17 protein-coding genes and 1 pseudogene are annotated in these 14,302 nt (G+C 63.0%); 2 read left to right on the top strand and 16 right to left on the bottom strand.

Translation table 11 applies throughout. The features are described from left to right. Positions 1-540: 540 nt before the first annotated feature. From BEK68_RS16335 to BEK68_RS16310, 6 genes are all read right to left on the bottom strand, one after another. Positions 541-1,272 carry a hypothetical protein gene (locus BEK68_RS16335; protein ID WP_009242156.1) on the bottom strand — a complete coding sequence of 244 codons (732 nt, stop codon included), beginning with the start codon at positions 1,270-1,272 and terminating at the stop codon, positions 541-543. Positions 1,273-1,291: 19 nt separating this feature from the next. After that, entirely contained in the window at positions 1,292-1,909 is a 618-nt protein-coding gene (locus tag BEK68_RS16330) for a phospholipase D family protein (RefSeq protein ID WP_009242155.1), read from the bottom strand. A 22-nt stretch (positions 1,910-1,931) separates the two neighbouring features. Continuing rightward, complete coding sequence (locus tag BEK68_RS16325) at positions 1,932-2,846, bottom strand: DNA cytosine methyltransferase (RefSeq protein ID WP_009242154.1); 915 nt, start codon at positions 2,844-2,846, stop codon at positions 1,932-1,934. A gap of 3 nt (positions 2,847-2,849) precedes the next feature. Next, positions 2,850-3,071 carry a hypothetical protein gene (locus BEK68_RS16320; RefSeq protein ID WP_004637279.1) on the bottom strand — a complete coding sequence of 74 codons (222 nt, stop codon included), beginning with the start codon at positions 3,069-3,071 and terminating at the stop codon, positions 2,850-2,852. Positions 3,072-3,281: 210 nt separating this feature from the next. Continuing rightward, positions 3,282-3,782: a hypothetical protein gene (locus BEK68_RS16315; protein WP_004637282.1), complete on the bottom strand. Its 501-nt coding sequence runs from the start codon at positions 3,780-3,782 to the stop codon at positions 3,282-3,284. Further along, positions 3,779-4,816: a DNA-binding protein gene (locus BEK68_RS16310; RefSeq protein ID WP_004637284.1), complete on the bottom strand. Its 1,038-nt coding sequence runs from the start codon at positions 4,814-4,816 to the stop codon at positions 3,779-3,781. Before BEK68_RS16310 ends, BEK68_RS16315 begins: the two co-directional genes overlap by 4 nt. 321 nt (positions 4,817-5,137) lie before the next feature. Here BEK68_RS16310 and BEK68_RS26205 point away from each other — a divergent pair, with 321 nt between their 5' ends. Next, on the top strand, positions 5,138-5,506 hold the full coding sequence (locus BEK68_RS26205; protein WP_004637787.1) for a DUF4158 domain-containing protein: 369 nt from the start codon (positions 5,138-5,140) through the stop codon (positions 5,504-5,506). Then, a pseudogene (locus BEK68_RS25535) lies at positions 5,500-6,057 on the top strand (Tn3 family transposase); the annotation flags it as partial. The gene BEK68_RS26205 and the pseudogene BEK68_RS25535, both read left to right, overlap by 7 nt. A 1,463-nt stretch (positions 6,058-7,520) precedes the next feature. Here the strand turns inward: BEK68_RS25535 and BEK68_RS16295 are convergent. From BEK68_RS16295 to BEK68_RS16250, 10 genes are all read right to left on the bottom strand, one after another. Then, positions 7,521-8,483: a replication initiator protein A gene (locus BEK68_RS16295; protein WP_004637268.1), complete on the bottom strand. Its 963-nt coding sequence runs from the start codon at positions 8,481-8,483 to the stop codon at positions 7,521-7,523. A gap of 113 nt (positions 8,484-8,596) precedes the next feature. Beyond that, entirely contained in the window at positions 8,597-8,908 is a 312-nt protein-coding gene (locus BEK68_RS16290) for an addiction module antidote protein (RefSeq protein ID WP_004637272.1), read from the bottom strand. Beyond that, on the bottom strand, positions 8,905-9,234 hold the full coding sequence (locus BEK68_RS16285) for a type II toxin-antitoxin system RelE/ParE family toxin (RefSeq protein ID WP_009277737.1): 330 nt from the start codon (positions 9,232-9,234) through the stop codon (positions 8,905-8,907). Before BEK68_RS16285 ends, BEK68_RS16290 begins: the two co-directional genes overlap by 4 nt. 67 nt (positions 9,235-9,301) lie before the next feature. Next, positions 9,302-9,682: a TrfB-related DNA-binding protein gene (locus BEK68_RS16280; protein WP_004637276.1), complete on the bottom strand. Its 381-nt coding sequence runs from the start codon at positions 9,680-9,682 to the stop codon at positions 9,302-9,304. A gap of 80 nt (positions 9,683-9,762) precedes the next feature. Further along, positions 9,763-11,055 carry a ParB/RepB/Spo0J family partition protein gene (locus BEK68_RS16275; protein ID WP_009242143.1) on the bottom strand — a complete coding sequence of 431 codons (1,293 nt, stop codon included), beginning with the start codon at positions 11,053-11,055 and terminating at the stop codon, positions 9,763-9,765. Between the two features lie 12 nt (positions 11,056-11,067). Next, a complete protein-coding gene (locus tag BEK68_RS16270; protein ID WP_009242144.1) occupies positions 11,068-11,850 on the bottom strand; it encodes a ParA family protein in 783 nt (260 codons plus the stop codon). Between the two features lie 28 nt (positions 11,851-11,878). After that, positions 11,879-12,298, bottom strand: a complete 420-nt coding sequence (locus BEK68_RS16265; RefSeq protein WP_009242145.1) for a hypothetical protein — start codon at positions 12,296-12,298, stop codon at positions 11,879-11,881. A gap of 155 nt (positions 12,299-12,453) precedes the next feature. Then, positions 12,454-13,428: a DNA primase gene (locus tag BEK68_RS16260; protein WP_232295886.1), complete on the bottom strand. Its 975-nt coding sequence runs from the start codon at positions 13,426-13,428 to the stop codon at positions 12,454-12,456. Positions 13,429-13,443: 15 nt separating this feature from the next. Beyond that, positions 13,444-13,821 (bottom strand): hypothetical protein, encoded by a 378-nt coding sequence (locus tag BEK68_RS16255; RefSeq protein ID WP_009242147.1) that lies wholly within the window; start codon positions 13,819-13,821, stop codon positions 13,444-13,446. A 9-nt stretch (positions 13,822-13,830) separates the two neighbouring features. Next, the gene (locus BEK68_RS16250; RefSeq protein WP_009242148.1) at positions 13,831-14,103 is read right to left on the bottom strand and encodes a hypothetical protein; all 273 of its coding nucleotides are present in this window, start codon (positions 14,101-14,103) and stop codon (positions 13,831-13,833) included. Positions 14,104-14,302 lie beyond the last annotated feature (199 nt).

Here is a 14,302-nt window from a genome sequence, read left to right as displayed (position 1 = left end):
AAGGTGTTGCAGTTGCTCTTGCCCCGCAGGGGCACAAGCTCCCCTGCTCCCCGTCGATTACCCACATGGCCAGCGGAGCGCGGGGCCGGCTTTTGCATCCCACCATCTACCTCGTCGCCTCGGCGTCCAGGGGCACGCAGGACGGGCGCGGTCAAGGGAGAAACCGGAGGCCGCACGCGGAGCGCAGCCCGAAGGGCGAGCACCGAACGGGTGAGGATTTCAGGGCGCAGCCCGGCCCTTGACCGGAGAAGCCCGGCCGGAGGGCACCATGACGACGAATAAAGGCGCGAGGTAGTGGTGGGGTGCGGCCCCGCGCGTAGCGGATTCAGCGCACCAGCGCCGGCACACCACGGATCAGATCCACAGCCCGAACTTTCGCGCGCGAAAGTTCCTCGGTGCGGCCTTCAGGCCGGGCAAGCGGAGCGCGCAGCGCCGGCACGGCGCGGAGGCGTCAGGGATTGACGCCCGAAGGGGCGAGACGCCGCAGGCGGCTCGATGCGCAGCACGAAAGCCCGGCCCCGCAGGGGAGACGCCCAGGGGTTAATACGGCGGGTCGTCATCCAAGCTGTCATCCACAGCCGGAAACGGGTTAATCCGGTAGCCCAAGTCTTCAATGGTACGGGCGTTGTCGGGTAGCTTGTCACGCATCCAAACCGGGATGCGGCCCTGCGCAAACAAATTGCACTCGGTCGGCTCTCGATCAGCGGTCAGCCACTCAACACGGAATGCCTGCCCGCCGAAGCCGATTCCCTCGCCAAGCACATTCCAGGTGTAATGCACGCCCTGGTAGATCACGCGCTGAATATCGGTGGCGTCGGCCAGCTCGGCCCAATAGGACTCCAGTTGCGAGACGGCATCCGATTTCGCCCGCTCGATCCGGGCCAAGGTGTCGGCGTCAGGGGTCGGACTGGCAGAAAAGGACAGGACTTGACGCCAGCCAGCGGCCGCATCCTCATGCGTGAAACCAGCGTGGATTCGCAACGGCTGCTCGGTAAAGCAATGCCGGGTTTCGCGCGTGTCATCGTTGAGGTGGATTTCCACGGACTGCCGCTTCGCCCGCAGCCAAGCCGTTCGCGCGGCCTGCTCCAAGCGGTCAGCCTCGCCCTTCGCGGTCCGACCTTCCGCATCGAGGCGGGATTGTTCGGCGCTGCCATCTTCGGCATCCACGCAGCGCAGAAAAACAGCGCGATGATGCGCTTTCGCGTCCTCCCAAGCCTGGAATTCCTGGGGGACGGCGTGCGGGGCGTCAATGAGGAAAAAATCGACGGTCATGATGTTCTCCGAGTTCCTGTTAATACCGGGCACGGAAAGGCTCGGATTGCCGCCAGTTGCGATCAAAATGGGCCAGATATGCCTTGGCCAGCGCCGGATTATTCCAGTTCACCAGGACATTCTCCGAATTCACGCGCGCGGCCGCGTCGGAGTAGTTGAAGCTCCCCAGCTCGACAGTCTGGCGATCCACGATCAGCACCTTGTCATGGTGGATCGGGTAAGCGGAAATTACGCGCACGTCGCAGCCAGCTTCAGCCAGCGCCGAAAGGGCCGCCCGGCCCTTTCCGCTCCGGTCGTCGGTGACGTTGTTCTTGTAGTCGGCCACCAGGGAAACGGCCACCCCGCGCTTGGCCGCGCGCAGCAGCGCGGCCACCACGCGCGGGCTGGTGAAGCTGTAGGACAGTGCCTTGATGTCTGTCTTCGCGGAGTCGATGACGCGAAGCACCAGGGCCTCGGCCCCGCCTTTGGGAGAAAAGCCCACCTCGATGGAGCCGGCCGCAGGCACGGATACGGGCGCGGCTGTCTCGATGGCATCGGCCAGCTCGCGCAGCACGCCGGGCTTGTAGGCGGAAGCGGAGCCGGCCCAGCTCAAGGCGAGGCCGGCGAGGATCACAGGAAGGAAGCGAGGGGGTTTCATGGGGTAGCTCCAGGAAGTTCGATCAAGCCGCAAGGCGCAGCTCGTTGAGGAAGTCAGCGGCCACCACGGGGCAGACGGCATTGCCCAGCAGGTGCATGGCATCGCGGTGGACGTTGGGGAGGACGTAGGACGGCGGAAAGCTCATAGCGTCCCGTGCCTCGGGCACGGCAAGCATTCGCATCCGGTCGCCCTCGATCACGGCCCAGCGGTCGCGGGTCGTGATGGTGCCGACAGGCCGGTGGATGCTGCGGCCAGTGAGGCCGCTGCCGCTGGAGTAGTACGGGATCAAGAAGCGGTCGCCGTGCGCAGCACGGCCCGCCGCGATCTGGCGCAGCGTCTTTTCGCTGCGCCTGGGCGTGGCGATCGGACTCCACGGGTGGGCATCCCACTGGATCACGTCGGCAATGGGTCGGTGCTCGCGGCGCGGCAGGCTCAAACGCAGCGGCCGCCGCGAGCGCGTGCAGACCAGGAACAGGCGTTGCCGGTTCTGCGGCACGCCATGATCGGCCGCATCGACCAGATGCGGCGAAACGGCGTAGCCCAGCCGGCGCAGCGCATCGCGCCAAGCCGGATAAAGCACCCACTTCTCGAAGTCCGGCACGTTCTCGACCAGGATCACCGGGCTGCGGTGATATTCCGCGCAAGCCACCACGGCCCAAGCCGTGCTGCGCAGCGCGTCATGGTGCGGCCGTTCGCGGCCTCTTGCCCTCGAATGCCCTTGGCAGGCTGGCGAAGCCAGCACAACATCATGCGCGGGCACCGCGCGCCAGTCGGCTTGCTGAAGGTCTTGGCACTCGTGCCAAGTGTCCGGGTGGTTGGTCTGGTGGTACTGAACAGCGAGCGGCCAATGGTTTGCGGCCCACACGACGCGCGCGCCGGCAAGGCGCGCGCCCTCGGTGAAGCCACCGGCCCCCGCAAAGAGGTCGATGCAGCGCATGGGTCAGAATTCCGTGGTCAGGGTGCCATCGGGGAGGCGCTTCATCAGGTCGAAGCCGTTATCCGTCCCGCCGCAGCTCTCCAGCTCCTTCAGCGCCGCCTTGAAAGTGTGGTGGTCGCTCCACACGTCTTCGGCATCGGTGCCGGCGTTCTCAACGATCACCCATTGCGGGTAATCCGTGGCTTGGGCGGTGGTGTTGGCCTGGGCGACGTGGGCGGTCTGCATGGTCGTTTTCCTTATGCGGAAGGGTTGAAGATGGTCTAAGCGGCTGGGGTCTGGTCTGCTCACCGTCACCCCTGCCGGGGCATCGCCTCATCACTGAAGCAATGCCTATATTCTACCCGTCAAACTATTGACCGTCAATAGATATTGGCGTTTATTTGCTTTCATTGTGAAAGCAAATAACACGCAAGCGCGGACTTTCGCGCGCGAAAGTCACCGCAGGGCGAAGCCAAAACGGTTGTAGAGGTAGAGGCCAGCGAGCGTCAGCGCCCCGGCCACGGCTGCACCGCCCAGGGCGTGCCACCAATCGCGGCCACTCGGCCACGTCGCCAGCAGGCATTGCACCGCCAGGAGCTTCAGGCCAAGGCTGGGCCACGCCAGAGCGGGCCAGCCAGCGGAATGCCACAGCAGGCCGGCGCTCAACGGGATGAGAAGGAACGGCGCGAGGGCCACGGGAACCGCATTCCACCAGCGCAGGCGCATGAACAGCACGCGCCCCAGCAGCAGCTCCCCGTCAGGCATCCGGCGCGGCAGGATCGACATGGAAACCGGGCGCGCACCAAACAGCCAGCCGGCCATCCAGTGCATAGCCTCATGGGCCAGCGTGCCAGGCAGCACGGACAGGGCGTACAGCCACGTCCAGCGCCGAACGGTGCGGGTCGCCACCAGCATGACCGCGAAGCTGGCCAGATGCAGCCACGCGGAGCCGATCATGTCTTGTCAGCCTTCTTTGCGGTGAAGCCCCGGATGGTCGCCTCTTGACTGGCGACTTGACTGCGCAGCGCGTCGAGTTCCCCTGTCACCCGGCCAAGTTGGGCGGCCGCATCGCGTGCCTCTTTGCGCGCCTCGTCCAGCTCGGCCTCCATGCGCTGCTTGGAAGTCTCCAGCTTGCCGATGACCTCCACGCTGCGCTGCTTCTGGTCGTGCAATGCCTGCTGGTGAGCATCTTTCAGTCGCCCCACCTCGGCATCATGCTGGGCACGTTGAGCAGCCGCCCCTTCGGCGTGCTCTTTCCGCGCCGCCGCCAGCTCGGCCGCTCCTTGATCCTGCACTCGCGCAAGTTCACCGCGAACTTGGGCCAGCTCGCGCTCCAAGTCTGCCGCTTGCTGGGAGAGTCGGGCCACGTCCGCGCGCTGGGTGGAAAGCTCGGCTTCCACCGTCCGGCGCGCAGCCTCCGCTTCATCACGCCGCGCACGCTCGGCCTTCAGGTCGTCATGCACCTCATTGGCCCGCTTCTCCAGCTCTGCCGCCCGTGCTTCACCAGCCGCAGCCCGTTCGGTTTGCGCAGCCACGTCGACTTGAAGGCTGGCGAGTTGGTCGGTCAGCTCGGCGGCTTGCCGGCGTGCTTCATCGCGCTCGTCCTCTCGCTTCTCGGCCAGGGCCAGCGCCTCCGCTGTCTCGGCTTCGAGTTCCTGACGCACCCGCTCCAGGGATTCACGCTCGGAGGCCAAGCGGCCATTGGCAAGCTCTAGGGCCACGCCCCACATGTCCGAAGCCCAGCCCTGCACCTTGTCGAGCACAACCTGGGGCGCGGCCTCGCGTACCGGCTCGGCCGACTCGGCAGCCTTGCGGCGGGCCTTCCAGGCGCGCAGCACCGGGCCGATGGTGGCGTAGCTGCCGCCCTTCGTGCTCGTCCACTTCGCCAGCAGTTCGCGCACCGTCTCGTTCGTCGGGCGCATCCCCTCTGCCGCCAGTTGTTCGGCGGCTTTACAGATCAGTTCTTCCGTGATGATCGCTTCGCTTGCCATGACAGGCTCCTTTCGGTTGATTGTGTTGTTTGTTGTTGTATGTTGTATTTTACAGCAAACAACAACAAACGCAACAGGCGAAGTGCCGGTCGGGATCGGCCGCCGTCGCCCTTGCCTTCGGCGTGCCGGCGTCGAGCTGGTGGTGGAAGCAGGTCGGTGGCCACCTCGGCGGCCGTCCTTCTGGAAAAGGGGTCCCCTCGTTTTCAGTGCAATAACTGGCGGTACGCAAACCCAGCACTGGCGCGGGGGTGGTGTTGGTAGATCGTTGATTCTGTTGGCTTTCCTGTTCACTTCTCAAACGGGTATCGTGGCCTCCCACTAATGGGGTTCACGATGCAGGACTGGCAAACGACGTTTTTGGGGATGCGTGAGCTGCCCCGCGATATCAGTGACTTCGAGATGAAGGCGTTTTTCACCTTCGATGGTGCAGAGCGCGAGGCAATCAATGCGCGCCGGGGTGACGCCCACAAGCTCGGTCTGGCGCTGCATATCGGGTTTTTGCGCATGAGTGGCCGCCTGCTGTATGCCTTTCGGGTGGTTCCCGTCGCCCTGTGGCGCCACTTGAGCGAGGAACTTGGCATTGCCACCCCTGATGTGGCTTCGCTGCGCACGCTGTACGGGCGGGAGAAGACACTGTTCGATCACCAGCAAGTAGCGTGCACGGCCCTTGGTTTTCGGTGGATGCCCTGATCGAAAAGCATTGGGACAGCCCGGTGCATCTGGCGGCTTCGGTCATGAGTGGTCACGCCAGTGCGGTGGCAGCACTGGCGCGGTTTGGCTCTGCTGCCCAGGGTGACCCCATCTATGACGCTGGCGTGCAATTGGGACGTTTGCTGCGAACCGCGTTCCTTGCCGACTACTTTGTTAAGGACGCTTTCAGGAATGAATTGCGCCGGGTGCTCAACCGGGGGGAGGCGGTCAACGCCCTCAAGCGCGCCATTTACACCGGCCGGATCAGCCCGGCACAGGCCAAACGTGTGGACGAAATGCAGGCTGTGGCCGACGCGTTGAGTCTGCTGGCCAACATCGTCATGGCGTGGAACACGTCACAAATGCAGGCTGTTCTGGATCGCTGGTCGAACCGCCGCCAGGCCATTCCGCCGGAACTGATCGGAAAAATTGCTCCCACCAGGCTGGAAAGCATCAACCTGCGAGGCGTGTTCCGCTTTCCTGTTGACCGTTATGCCGACCAAATCCTGCCCTCGCGGCAGGGAGCACCGATAACTGGCACCAACGGATGAAACCGATCACGGTTTGACGCCACGAATCGCAGATTTGAAAGTGAACAGGAAAGTCAATGAAATCAACGATCTACCAACACCACCTCCGCGCCAGTGCTAGCTTTTCGTACCGTCACTTATTGCACTGAAAACGAGGGGACCCCGAAAAGCCCCCGATAGACGAATCGGGCGCGTCGGCCCGAGCCTCGAATGGCTCCAGGCCGGGAAAAATGGGCAAGTTAGCCAGGATCAGGCCGATTTCATGCGTGCTGGCACTCGAATTCGACCGCCAAGCCCCGGAAACAGAGCCTTCGCGGGCAGTGATTCGTCTATCGTGTTCACTTTCGCCGGCAGGCATCCGGCTCGCATCGAGGCGGCCGCCGTAGGGCAGTGGCTGGCCAGCGGTTCGCATGAGCTGTTCAGCAAAAAAATCGACCGCACAGAACGCGCTACAAGCGATTTTTCCGGGTGTCCGAGGGGTCAGGGCTGGCCAATGGTCAGAAAACGCCGTAGCGGGCCTCCTGCGCGGCCATTTCAGCCCTTTTAAGCCTTCATGCCCATCGCGGAAGGCTTCGCCCCTCCCTTTTGAAGACTTTTTGACGGTTGTGTAGCAGGGACGGTCTTCCACGGCGCGCAGCGCGCCCGGTTGAGCGGCCGGCGCGGCCGTAGGACGCGGCGGGCGTGATTTATCCGGTGTCTTAGCGCCCGTAGGGTGCCCCGCTTGCGGGGCAGGTCAGGACGGCCGCTTGCGGACGGCCTGAGCCGCTTAGACCGTGGTTGCAGGGCGGTGGAGCACCCCCGCCCGGCGCAGCCGGGCTTTGTAAGCACTCGCGCCAAGGGCGCGCACGACTTGGGGTGAGGCCGAAGGCCGAGGGGCAAAGCCCCTGGGGGGATGGGAGGACGGCGAAGCCGGCCGGGAGGGTTCGAGAAGGGGGGGCACCCCCCTTCGGCGGCGTTAAAACGTTAAATAAGAAGGCGTTAAAACGCGCGCGCGTGTTACGCTGTGGATAAGCTGTCGTAAGTCCTTGTCGCGTAAGACTTTTTCCAAGTGGCATGTACGCCGATAGACGAGAAAGCTGTACGCCGATAGACGAGAAAAACGTACCGCGATAGACGAGTGTTTGTACGTCGATAGACGAAACGGCCGGTTTTTCTGTGGATAAGTAGCCAAATGTACGCCGATAGACGAGTGTTTTTGGCAGTATCGGATGCTTTCAGCGTGGCAGCAAAAAAGGCGTTTTCGGATGCTTCCGGGCTAAAAATCCAATGCTGACGCGGGTTTTTCGGTAGTTTTGTCGCACAGGGGTGTGCGGTGATAGACGAGTAAACCGTACCGCGATAGACGAATTCGCGCAGTTTGGCAAGAAGGCGAAATGTACGCCGATAGACGAGTCCGGGCCGGCGCTGGCCAGGGGGCCACGATGGGCGGTTGAGGCTCTGCCGGTGGTCAAGCTGGGGCAGTGCGGCGAGCCTCTGCATGGGCGTCAGGCCAGCTTTTTTTGCAAGAAGTAGGACACCCAGGACAGCTTGCCGGCCTTGTTGGCCTCGCATACCAGTTTGGCGTTATCGCGGGTCATGATGACCAGCTTGTTGGGCTTCACGGACTCGTCGAGGAACATCCGGTAGTCGGGCAATGGGTCGCGCTCCACGATTTCCTTGATCTCCTGCTTGAAGCGGCGCAAGGTCTGCGAGCTGCCCGTTTTCTCCAGCAGCAACGGCAAGCTGATTTCCCACCATGCCTTATCGCCGCAGTGCTTGCGGGCCAGCTCGTACAAGCGGCGTTCCAGGGCTTGGCCAAGGCTGAAGTAGTCGGGGTGTAGCGTGAGGATGTCGAAGTCCATTGCGGCCCGGTAGAGCCATTCAGAAATTGTCAGTTCCAACTCCAGCGCGCCCTTGCCGTTCTTCGTCCAGGTCGTCACGCGGTAGTCTTCGATCAAGCCGAAGCCTTCGAGCTGTTCCTTCTCGTTCGTCTTGACGTTCGTTTCAATGGTGGTGCCCTTCAAGCGCCGGCACATGTCCACCACGCGCTCGTAGGCCGCGCCTCCGGTGCTGCGGCGCGTTCCCAGCAGAAACGGGTACACGTCCACGCGGACACGGCGCGAAACCTTGATGCCAGCATCGTGCCCTCGCACGATCTGGCTGATGCAGTAGATCAGGATGTCTTTGTCGAAGACTGTAGCCGCGCCCACAGCGGACGGGATGATGCGAATGCTCCGGCCTGCACGCGAATAGACGCGGATGCGCGTGTCGCGGTTCTTTGACAGGGAGAAGATGGGGTACTCCATTGAGGACACATCATCTTTAACGGGCCAATCATGGATCGCCTCAAGCACCACAAACAGGTCAGGTTGCACGGCGCTGGCCAGGATGTTCCCACTTGCCGGCTCATCGCCTCGCCCAAGTGGAAAAAGTGTTGCGCTTTCGCTGTCTGTGTTATGATGGGACATTCATTGCTCCTTATGTGTCTCTTGCTGCCAAGCGGGTTGATCCGTTAGGGGTTGATGATGGTCTTTGAAGTGCCCGGCCTGCTCGCCGGGCATTTTCTTTTGTGCGTTCCGATTCATGCCGTGGCATGGTGCTGGCCGACTGGCTGCACCGCCAAGCGCAGGCCCAGCGCCTTGAGCACGGCAGACAGGCTGCGCAGCTCCGGGTTGCCCTGGGGCGACAGCGTGCGGTAGAGCTGGTTGGCATTCAGCTCGGTTTCTTTGGCGATAGCGCGCACGCCACCGCGCGCTTGAGCCATCTGGCGCAGCGCCACCAGTAGATCGGCCGGTTCTCCATCCAGGAGAAGCTGGTTTAGGTACTCGGCCGCAAAAGCCGGGTCTTCCTTGAACAGTTCGGCCATTGCTTCGTCGTGGCTTCGATCCTTCATGCTGACCTCCGTTGCCAGTCTTTCCAAAACCCAATCGCGCGCTCGATGTCGGCGTCCTGGGTGCCTTTGTCACCGCCGCATAGCAGTAGAACTACCACCGCGCCCGCCATCGCGTAATAGACGCGGTAGCCGGGGCCTTGGTCGATTCGCAGCTCCCACACACCTTCGCGGCAGGGCTTGTGATCGCCAAAGTTCCCCGCCTCAATGCGGCCCACGCGCCTGACCACCTGGCCTTTTGCAATCGGGTCGCGCAGCTTCTTCAGCCACTCTTGAAACGGGTCGTGCTCGTCCTCGGTGATGTAGTGCCGAACGGTGAACATGTCCATATTATCGTTTATAAACGACAAAGGCGCAAGGGAGCACCCTGCGCCTCGTCTTGGTTGATCGCGTAGGTCATGGCGCGGCCACCAATAACTTGGCGGCCTTGCGCACGGCGTTCGTGGCCTTATCCAGCGCCTCGGCGCATCTGGCCGCGTCGTCGCACCCTTTCATTGCCTCGGCCAAGGCGGCCAGCTCCAAGGCCAAGGTTTCAGGAAGATCCAGCTCCACGCGAATGGAACTCACGCCCGGCGTCGTAGTTTTCTTGTATGCCCGCTCGATAGTGGCCACGGCTCCGCTGACACGTTGCTTGCTCATACCGTACTCGGTGGCCACGTCCACTTGGGCGCGTCCATCCACCAACACGGCGCGCGCCATTTCACGGGCTTGGTCGCCCATGCGGGTGTCGGCGGCAGCGCGGTCAAAGGCTTGCGGGGTAAGGCGTTTCAGTCTCATTGGGGCCGTCCGGTGCATCAGCGCGGTTTCGCGCGCGAAAGTTGAAAGAGAGGCGGCCAGCGGCCGCCCTCATAGAGAGGTCAGAAACGCCAGCCTTCCGGCATGTCGGGAGAGGCATTCCGGCCAGCGCCCTCGATGTCGGGATGCAGTTCTTCCCACAACTGCGCCGGCGTCTTGTCCTTCAGCTCGCCCTGGAGCTTCTTCAGGTACATGACAGCCCGCTCCGGGCCGATGCCTTCCAGCATCGGCAAGGTCATGGACAGGAACCCTTGCCACAGCACCCACTCGGTTTCGTGCATGTTGTGGCCCAGCGTGGTCATGTGGGTTTTCATGCTGAAGAACTGCGCCTGATTGGCTTCGCCCCACTCGAAGGTTTCTTCCCGCAGCGACAGCAGCTTTTCGTTGGCTCGCTCCTTCTCGGCGGCGGCCTTCTGCTCCGGGGTCAGCTCCATCGTCGGGAGGGCTTGCTGGCCGCGTCCCGAGGCGACGGCCGGGGCCGGTGCGGGGTCTTGGCCGCCGTCCTCGTCCTGGTCGCCGGCATCAGCTCCAGCAGCCGCACGCTCGGCATCCCGCTTGCGCTGTTCTTCCAGCCATGCAGGCGTCTTCTCCGGGGCCTTGTCGCCGGCCTTCTTGGCGTTGTCCAGCTCGATGCGGCGCTGGGCCAGATCGTCTTGCTGCTGCTTCCATGCCTTCATTCTGGCCAGCGTGTTGCGGGCTTCGTCGCGCGACAAGGGCAAGCCCTCGTTCATGCGGTGAGAGAGGCGCGAAAACTCGGTGTGCGTGTCCTCGATGTCGTAAATCTGGTTGAGGCAGTGAAGCACCTCGAAGTCGCCGCACAGATCGTTCTCCAGCAGCTCGCGCACCGGGTCTGCATAGCGGCGCACAGCCATGCGCTTGCTAACCCATGCCTCGCCACGGTTCCAGATCGTCATGGCTTCCTTGGTGCCGTACAGCTCCACGTCTTCGATCACGCCCATTGCTTCCTCGTAGGCGGTCAGGTCGTCGCGGTCGTTGTTCTCCGTGACTTGCAAACGGCGGATTTGCAGCTCGGTCAACCCCTTCTTGATGATGACGGGCACCTTGACCAGCCCAGCCAGCGGCGCGGCGCGGTAGCGGCGCTCCCCGACGATGATGCGGTAGCGGCCGTCCGCTTCTTCATGCACCACCAGCGGCTCGATGATGCCGTTCAGCTTGAAGCTCTCGGCCAGTTCCTCCAGGTTGCGGAACGTCTTGCGAACCTGCTTGACGCTGTAGATGCGCGCCAGTTCGATTTCGGCGTCGGCCGGCTGCACCGGCTTGACGGCGATCTGAGCCACGGCGGACAGCTTGCCCAGGTTGAGGCCGGGCTTTTTGTTGGTTGCGGTTGCGGTCATGTCCTTGTCCTTTTAGATCGCGGCTTTGTCGAAAATCTGGTTGCACACCGCTTTCATTTCGCGGGCGGCCAGGATTTGGCTTTCGCCGCTTTGCACGCGCCACACCGGCCGATCCTTGGCGTACTGCGTGGCTGCGCGGTCGTAAAGCACCCCTTCCATCACCACCTCGCCCAGCTCGTCGCGCAGTTGCTCCAGGGCGTTGCGGTCGAAGGCGCGGCGGGTATTGACGCGGTTGGCCAGCAGGCCCAGCGTCACAAGGTCGGCGTTCCATTCCAGTTGCTGCACGCGCGCAATGTCTTCAAACAGGTCGCCCAGGCCGTCGATGGCGTCTTGATCCATCGTGCAGGGGCACACCACGAAGTCAGCGGCGATCAGCGCGGCATACAGCGGATTCCCCAGCGTCGGGGCCGTGTCGATGATGCACACGTCGAAGTCTTTGGCCAGCTTGGCAAGCGCAGCGCGCGGGGCGTGCAGGTCTTCCAGCGGGCGGCTGGCCACGTCCACCAGCTCGCGGTCAGCAGCCACCAGCGCAGCGGACTCCCCGCACGGAAGCGGTTGCAGTTCGATGGCCTCTCCGTCGAACAAGGCGCTACCCGTCAGCGATTGCAGCTCGTCGCCCTGGTCGCCCACGGTACGCTCGCGCAGTGCCCGGAGGGTCTTGCTGAAGTTCTTTTGCGGATCGAGGTCAACGCACAGGACGCGCAAGCCGCGCTCGATGGCGAAGAAAGCCAGGTTTCGGGCAACAGTGGTCTTGCCGACTCCGCCCTTCTGGTTGGCGATAGCGATGGTTTTCATGATCGTTCGTCCTTTCCCTGGTTGTCGATCAGGCCGCCACCGACACGTCGGCAGGCTGGAAGCACAGCTCAAAATTCACCATGACTTGCAGCCAGTTCATAGCGAACATGTTGATTTGGGCGCGGCGCGGATTCACCGCACTGCCGCCCGTGTAGATCACCTGATAACCGAAGGTGTCTTCCATCTCCAGCACCTCGGCCAGCTTGTTGGCCATATCCACACGCAGCTTGAGCCACGGCGCAGGCATTACCGTGCCCTTCTTCTGGTTGTCGTCGGCCAGCTCGATCAGGCGCATGTCACCCTCGGCGGCCGCAATGTGGCAATACACGGCCATGTCGTCAGGGATTCGCGGAGGGGCGCAGAAAACCGCACCAGCGCGGGCGGATTGCAGGCTGGGGATCAGGTCGGCCAGTCGGTCAAAGAGGCGGGCATAAACGGTAGTACGCATGGTCAAAGCTCCTAAGTCATGTTGATGATGGTCTTCGGTGGATCGTCCCTTTCGCGTGCGAAAGATCGGTTCAGCGCCCCACTGTCTGCTCACAGTTGTTTCCGGGGTTCATCGGCCGTCCATCCGCTGCCGATGAGTTGAATTCTACCATAAAACTATTGACGGTCAATAGTTGAAAGCATGTTTTTTTCCAAGCCGCATAAGTCGATCAGCTCGCCCACGGAAAACTTGGACGGCCCAGCAATGGCGGTCAGAATCCGGCACAGCATTGCCGGTGCATTGATCTGCTGGAGACGCGGCGCAGCCGTGGCAACCAGCCGCGCCCGGCCCTCGGCGTACTCCAACTGGCAACCCTGCATCGCGCTGGCCAGGAAGAAGCCTTCGAGGCTTGAAGCCTCCAAGGCCAAGTCGTTGAAGGCATCCCCACCCTTGGCGCGCACGTAGCTGTCCGGGTCGTGGTCGCGCGGAAGGAAAAGGAAACTCACGTCGGCTGCGTCGGTGACATGAGGCAGGCACACGTCCAGGGCGCGCACAGCCGCCCGTCTGCCGGCGTCGTCCCCGTCAAAGCAGAAGATCACGCGCTTGGCCAAGCCCAGCAGCCGCTCCACATGCTGGCCTGTTGTAGCCGTGCCCAGCGTGGCCACAGCGTTCTGCACACCATGTTGGGCCAGACTGACGACATCCAGGTATCCCTCCACCACATAGGCGGTGCCGGTCGCGGCAATGGCCTCGGCCGCCTGGGTCAGACCGAACAGCACGCGCCCCTTCTGGAAAACTTCGGTTTCCGGTGAGTTGAGATACTTCGGCCCGTCGCCTTCGAGCACGCGGCCACCGAAGCCGATCACGCTGCCGGCGTCATCGAGGATGGGGAACATGATTCGGTCGCGGAAGCGGTCATAGCGGCGGCCGCCGTCATTGACCGCAACCAGCCCGGCCTTCTCCAAGGCCCGGTCGTTGTAGTTCGGGAATGCCTCGCGCAGCGCCTGGAAGCCGGCCGGGGCATAGCCCAAGCCATAACGGGCCGCGATGTCGCCGCGCAGGCCGCGCGCCTTCAGGTATGCAACCGCACGATGAGCGGCGCGGAGCTGGCCACGGTAAAACGATGCGGCTTGTGTCAGGTGGTCGATCAAGATGTGGGACATAGTTCAAGCCTTCGGGATGTTGAGAGAGAGGCGGCCGGTGTCGTACATGTGCAGCATGGAGAGGAAGTAGCTCGGATCGGCAGGCCACTTGCATCCCTGCCAGTACGCCAGCAAGGCCCCGCGCACCGGCTCTTGGTAGCCATTGAGGCGCCGCCGTGCCTCGCGCCACTTGTCGGCTCGGCGCTTGCGGTCAGTGGCTTGCTGACGCTCCCATTGCAGCCGGCGAGCCGTCATTTCCTCGTCCACGTCGATCTGCTCGGCCGCCACTTGGTCAGCGAACAGAGGAAGGGCCTCGCGCTCGGCCTTCTGCTTGCGCGCGAAAGCGGCACGCTTGCGCTCGGTGTCACGGAACTCGTACTTGCCGAAGCGATGGAAACGCATGGCAGGCCCTCAATGGTTCCAGTGCTTCCGGCCGTACTTTCGGCCGGCGATGGTGATGCGATCTTCGGCGTCGATGGGCACGCACTCGCGGCCGCCATCGGCCCGCAACACGGTGCATTGGCCAGCCTCGCCGGTCACGGTAGAGTCGAAGCCGCACACGTAGAACACCCAAGGGCTGTGCTCGTCCTCGCGGAACTGAGCGAACCCGTGGAAGTCCCGCTTCAGAGCCACGCCGCTCCGAGGAACATCCGGGCCAAAGTCGAAAGCGCCTTGATCTGCCATGCTGAAACTCCTACTCAACCAATGCCTACATTCTACCCGTCAAACTATTGACCATCAATAGTTTGTGAGAGAAAAAAGCCTGATTTTTCGCGGGTTCCCGGCTTGTGTTTCTTCGGGGTTCAGGCAAGCTACCTTGGAGCCTCGGGGCGGGGTTTGGGGGCCGGAACAGGCCCCCAAGGTGTTGCAGTTGCTCTTGCCC

Origin of the sequence: Ralstonia pickettii (assembly GCF_001699815.1) — a bacterium.
Lineage (GTDB): Bacteria > Pseudomonadota > Gammaproteobacteria > Burkholderiales > Burkholderiaceae > Ralstonia > Ralstonia thomasii.
Note: the sequence above shows the minus strand (reverse complement) of the source record. Positions and strands in the feature narration are given on the sequence as shown.